This is a genomic window from Mesotoga infera (assembly GCA_011045915.1).
GTDB classification, from domain to species: Bacteria; Thermotogota; Thermotogae; order Petrotogales; family Kosmotogaceae; genus Mesotoga; species Mesotoga infera_D.
In genome coordinates this window covers 1-4,631 of record DSBT01000108.1, presented here as the reverse complement: position 1 = coordinate 4,631, position 4,631 = coordinate 1, and the positions used below count along the sequence as shown (strand labels likewise).

The 4,631-nt window shown below is 44.6% G+C and carries 8 protein-coding genes; 4 read left to right on the top strand and 4 right to left on the bottom strand.

From position 1 onward, the window contains the following. Positions 1 to 95: 95 nt before the first annotated feature. Together ENN47_03815 and ENN47_03810 are read right to left on the bottom strand one after the other, a co-directional pair. Entirely contained in the window at positions 96 to 1,037 is a 942-nt protein-coding gene (locus tag ENN47_03815; GenBank protein HDP77307.1) for a hypothetical protein, read from the bottom strand. Further along, positions 971 to 1,624, bottom strand: coding sequence for a helix-turn-helix domain-containing protein (locus ENN47_03810; protein HDP77306.1), 654 nt, complete (start codon positions 1,622 to 1,624; stop codon positions 971 to 973). The genes ENN47_03815 and ENN47_03810 overlap by 67 nt, the downstream gene beginning before the upstream one ends. A gap of 97 nt (positions 1,625 to 1,721) precedes the next feature. Between ENN47_03810 and ENN47_03805 the strand changes: the two genes are divergently transcribed. Beyond that, positions 1,722 to 1,991, top strand: a complete 270-nt coding sequence (locus ENN47_03805) for an XRE family transcriptional regulator (GenBank protein ID HDP77305.1) — start codon at positions 1,722 to 1,724, stop codon at positions 1,989 to 1,991. Positions 1,992 to 2,280: 289 nt separating this feature from the next. On the opposite strand, the gene ENN47_03800 is transcribed toward ENN47_03805, so the two are convergent. Further along, positions 2,281 to 2,610: a hypothetical protein gene (locus ENN47_03800; GenBank protein ID HDP77304.1), complete on the bottom strand. Its 330-nt coding sequence runs from the start codon at positions 2,608 to 2,610 to the stop codon at positions 2,281 to 2,283. 24 nt (positions 2,611 to 2,634) lie between these two features. Between ENN47_03800 and ENN47_03795 the strand changes: the two genes are divergently transcribed. Further along, positions 2,635 to 2,886, top strand: coding sequence for a hypothetical protein (locus tag ENN47_03795; protein ID HDP77303.1), 252 nt, complete (start codon positions 2,635 to 2,637; stop codon positions 2,884 to 2,886). On the opposite strand, the gene ENN47_03790 is transcribed toward ENN47_03795, so the two are convergent. Then, positions 2,873 to 3,463, bottom strand: a complete 591-nt coding sequence (locus tag ENN47_03790) for a hypothetical protein (protein HDP77302.1) — start codon at positions 3,461 to 3,463, stop codon at positions 2,873 to 2,875. The genes ENN47_03795 and ENN47_03790 overlap by 14 nt on opposite strands. A gap of 465 nt (positions 3,464 to 3,928) precedes the next feature. Here ENN47_03790 and ENN47_03785 point away from each other — a divergent pair, with 465 nt between their 5' ends. Both ENN47_03785 and ENN47_03780 read left to right on the top strand, forming a co-directional pair. Then, positions 3,929 to 4,417 carry a hypothetical protein gene (locus ENN47_03785; protein HDP77301.1) on the top strand — a complete coding sequence of 163 codons (489 nt, stop codon included), beginning with the start codon at positions 3,929 to 3,931 and terminating at the stop codon, positions 4,415 to 4,417. Positions 4,418 to 4,421: 4 nt separating this feature from the next. Then, positions 4,422 to 4,619, top strand: coding sequence for a hypothetical protein (locus tag ENN47_03780; protein ID HDP77300.1), 198 nt, complete (start codon positions 4,422 to 4,424; stop codon positions 4,617 to 4,619). The last annotated feature ends 12 nt before the right edge of the window (positions 4,620 to 4,631 follow it).

Here is a 4,631-nt window from a genome sequence, read left to right as displayed (position 1 = left end):
GTTTCAGTTCAGTCCCCCATTTACTTGCCAATAGTATCTTAATAGCGTCTCGCAAACTAAGCCCCTTCCGAAATTTGCTTCGCTTTTCGATATCATTACATGGTAAAAGAAAACTGATAAACCAAAAGGTAATCAGCATCAATATCCTGATCTTCCGAAACAATTATCCATTCAGGATCATTCTTTATCCGTTTCCAATCAAATATCGTCACGCCTTGCAAGAAACTCCTCACATGCTCTTCATACACAACCCGAGATGCTCTCACACCCGAAAAAGCCTCAATCTCGTTTCCATGGATTCGATAACCTGCAATATACTCGGAGATGGAATCCACTTTTTTTATCAGCCTTGATAATTCTTCTATAGTGACAGGCTTACCATCAGGACCCAGTATCCGGCCATTCTTTAACCCGTTTATGTAAGCTGAGTTCTCTAAAGAGGATGCTATTGCCTTAAGGTTAAATGCAATATTCTGACTTTCTCCATCGAATAGCTCAATTCTGAATATTCTCCATTCCCCGTCTTCCTTTTTCAAAGATAGCTTTGCATACCCATCAGTAGATACTAAGCGGTACGATTCATTGATGTACTCCTCATAAGTCTTGAACTCTGTAGAAACAATATCTTTTGATCTATGAATTGAGAGGTACATTATGTCGTACTTTACTCTAGGATTGTCACCGAAAACCATCGAAAAAACGGATCTGGCTTCGAGGTGGGTAAGGTGGTTTACTGATCCACTCCTTCCAACAATCGTGACTTCTTTTGCGAAGAGGTTCATTAGGTCGTTCAGGTTGTTATTCTCAAAAGCATCAGCGTATGACTCAATAATCTTCTTGATTTCATCATCGCCTGGGGAACTAGAGCAGGAGCTAAACAGCAATGCAAGGAATACAAGGAACAATAGAAAGCAACATTTTCTCATATTTCCTCCTATTTGTCTCTCGATTGCAGCTCTGCCAAAAACAACTACGAATCCGAAAACTTTCTCTTCAAACCAACAACTACCCCGATAATAGCACATTCGGAGTCCCATCTATCCTTATCTATTCTAATTGGCTTGTATTCAGGGTTTTCAGAGGTAAGAATCACCATGTCAGATCTCTTGTGGAAGTATTTGATAACGCCCTCCTGGCCGTTTATTCGCACGACGACCATCTGGCCGTTCCTGGCGACCGGTTGCTTTCGAACGAAGACCACGTCTCCGTCTAGCAGTTTTGGGAACATGCTGAAACCTGTAACTGTTAGAGCGAAATCTGCCGCCTCCGCCTGATCAACTGAAGCGTATCCGACAATGTCTTCCTCAGCAGGTACGCCAGTGCCGGCAGCGACCTTCCCCAGGATCGGGATCTCTTTCTGGGGTTTAAGACTTGAATTGGAGACTTCACCAGAAAGTCTGGCTTCAGGATCGTCAACAAGGCCGAGAAGATAGTCAGTAGAAACGTTGAGAATTGGAGATATCTTCTGCAAGACGTCTGCTGTTGGAGTCCTCTTTCTGGATACGTACATTGAGAGAGTAGACTGACCGATGTTTGCCAGCTTAGCTAGCTCATATTGACTGATCCCCATTCTTTCCATGGCTTCTTGAAGCCTTGCAGCAAAATCCATCAACATTATCACCAAAGCAATGATACCTCATTCACATTTGTGATTGCAATCTATTACAAACGCGATCTTTACAGCTGCGTAATCAAAGAACCTATCACGTATGTGATATAGTATGAGTATCACATTCGTGAAGGTGGTAAATCACATGAGTAATAGACTGAAAGAATTTATACTGAAAACCAATATAACCACCAAAGAACTATCCACAAAGACAGGGATCTCGCAAAGCCTGATATCTATGATTCAGAACGGGCAAAGAAACCCATCCTTTGCAGTAGCAGACAGGATCGCATTCTACTTTCAAATACCAGTCGAAGATCTATTCCCACAGTTCAAACGGCACAGCCCTTATCCGAAGCATACATCGAAGGCTGCTGTTTGAACCAAAAGGTCAACTAATAGGTCATTGACAACTGAATAACTAACCTTGTCGCAGGTGGGACCGTCCGGCCGTAAAGCGGTAGGGGAAAGAGCGAGGAAACTGACAACATCTCAGGGGACAAGACACAAATCTCTTAACCACACGTAATTAGGAGGATTTCTGAATCAGGCGCTTTATCGAGTCACATATCTGGATAGTCTCCCCGCTATGAAAAGGCTAGTGTAATCATACCGTATGCAAGTCTGGAAATTAAAACTGAAGTATAAGTTTTACACCTAGTCTATCTCAGTTATATTCGCTTCATCAAGATATCGACAATTTGAATAGCTAGTGAAGCGACGGAAGCTAAATTACCGGTGTGCTTGGAGAAGAAGTCTTTTACTCGCTTAAGCTTCCCAACGTCTGGAGAAGACTTCCTTGATTCGAGTTCAATCTGATCGACTCTAAGCTCAAACTCATTGCGAAGGCTCTCTTGATGGATCTCGGCAAGACTCCTTCTGAGACTCTCGATCATATCTGGAAGTGAACTAATTGACTGCTGGACTCGGTTGTCGTCTCCCTGGACGTTTTGAATGTTTGCATTCCCAAAGACGGTATTCTCAATTTCCTTTTTCTCCACAATACTACCTCCTGGAGGTCAATTATGAATCTGAGCAAATGGAAAACGGTAAACCCTGGAAAAGAACTTGAGGACATAATCTATGAAATTTCCAATGAGATTGTCAGAGAACTGGGACTAGAACTCGATATAACCATGAAAGTCACTCTGGAATTCAGCGGGTCAACTGAAATGGACTGCGCTCATGAGCTTATTCAGATGATACTTAATGCCAAGGGATTCAAGTTGGCTGATGTTGAAAGTGATACCAACAAGATGACCATCAGCTTTGAGTAGGAGGAAACATATTTACTTGATTCTTATCTCCTTGCACGTTCTGCACATTTCCGCCGAAGATGATATTGGTTATCTGGGCTTCTGAGATTAGTTCTTTATCAGCGAGTTCAGCTTCAACTCGCATGTCAATAAGCATGTTTTTTAGGTCTCTGTGAAGTGATCCCAGAAAGTCACCCAGGAAATACATTGTCATCTCATGGATATTTCCTTGCGAGTACCACGCATGGAGAAACCGCCTAGTGAAACTGAACCCTTCTGACGATGTCTTGGAAAGGATAGCTCGAGTAAGGAGAATTCTATTGGGTATCTCGCTAGGAAGTGAATACAATCCACTACCAACCATCGAACCTTTTGGTTTCCCGAAAGTTCTTAGCCACTCATCCAATTCTATGGTCTCGTGAGCCTGGCTTTCAATCAAAGAAAAGATATGGTTTAAGACTCTATCGCTTCCAAATAGATCCAGGAAAGCATCTAGGGAACTCTGGATTCCTCCATCATTGGATTGCATGAAAACTGCATTGAAGCTGAGATCAAGCTTTTCGATCGCTGCGATTATCTGCGGCAGACGAAACTCCATTCGACACCTCCTTTTATGAGTATCTACATTCCAATAATAGCTTATTGATTCTTCTGATTCTGTTAACGACTTCTCAGATCGTTCCCATACTCAGGCAGACTCGAAACCCTCTTTCATCTAAACCTCCTTGATGGAACAGATGAACCCAACAACTTCGCCGGTGGAGTGACGACCCATCGGCCTTTCTGAGTATGCGAACGAGTTACAGAGTACTTTGCAACTGCACTACTCACATGGCGTTGCCCTGGTGCCTATACGCCGGGGCCTTTTTCACGAATCAGTTGCACAAGATAGGCAACAAATACGCAGGACAAAAGACGGGTTCCTGCTCGAACGGAGGAGAGATTATGCCATTGACAAAGGATCAAGCTTACAGACTGGGAAAGCTCCTGTTCAGGATCGAACAGAGACAGAAGGACTCGAAGGGGGAGGATCCTCGGGCAGCCAACGAGAGGAGGGATGCAGGTGCCAAAGAAGTTGTCGGTGCCGCTAAAGGAATTCCCGATAACTGACCAGGTCAACGAGAACTGGAACTCACAGGCGACTTCATATGACGGCATTCTCACGATCAACGAATTCAACGGACTCAAAGGCGAAGACAGCGAGAACGAGCTGTTTGATTACATCCGATTCGAAAGGATGAAGGCCAGTAAACGTGGGGATTACTACATGGCAAGCGTGTTGTGCAAGATCCTCGACTGGCAGACGAGCATCGATGAATACCAGGATCCATTGACCGACAGAATGCTGAAGAACTTCAAAATGATCAAGTTTGAGAACTGGCAGATGAACGCGAAGCTTCTCTCGCTGGATCCTTTGAGATCGGACAGGTACTACAAGAAGATCGACAGGCAGATCCCGCTAGGTTTCGAGACCGAAAGGGGTATCAAGGTCTTCAGAAACGGCAGCGGCTGGACCATCGGCAACCAATTTCAAACGAAGAAAGGAGGTTAGGAGAGTGGGAAGAAAGACCGAACCGCACGAAGTCATATCACACGGCCTTTACCTCTACAGAGGCAGCAACGCGCAGGTCGCTGAAGAAATCTACCGCAAGGTCATCGAAGGGAAGATGAAGGCCGAATGGTACGTGAACGGGGTCCTCTATCGCTGGAGCGGCCCGGGCAAGGAGAGAGTGATCAAACTTGTCACCGCATGAGAAAGGCCGCTC